At 44.5% G+C, this 335-nt stretch carries 1 protein-coding gene; it reads left to right on the top strand.

From position 1 onward, the window contains the following. Nucleotides 1–34 precede the first annotated feature (34 nt). Nucleotides 35–335: hypothetical protein (locus ACO0K4_RS19630; protein WP_422958345.1), on the top strand; the 301-nt coding region annotated here is incomplete at its 3' end.

Below are 335 nucleotides of genomic sequence, written 5' to 3'. Positions count from 1 at the left end.
TCCAGACCAATTGTCCTTGGATGTGCGGGGGTTAATGGATGCCCATATCCGATCCACTAACCAGTTCATAAAGAAAATTTTAAACCGGGTGCTACAACCCCCTTTGTCTCCTGAAGTGAACCCTGAAATGCTGTGTCAAGATCCCAACTCACTCAACCTCTTGCATCCGTCAACGTCAATGGACAAGGTCAAAGGGATGGTTCAAAGTTTTTTAATAGAAAGAGGAAAAGAGATCTCCAGAAATCAAGCTTTCATTTCGTTTCTTGAACTTGCAACAGAGGATCAGTCTCAGTTAGCCACCATCTTGTTCTCGGCAAATGTCATACACCCCCGGT

Source organism: Undibacterium sp. RuTC16W, assembly GCF_049339445.1.
Classification (GTDB): Bacteria; Pseudomonadota; Gammaproteobacteria; order Burkholderiales; family Burkholderiaceae_D; genus Undibacterium.
Note: the sequence above shows the minus strand (reverse complement) of the source record. Positions and strands in the feature narration are given on the sequence as shown.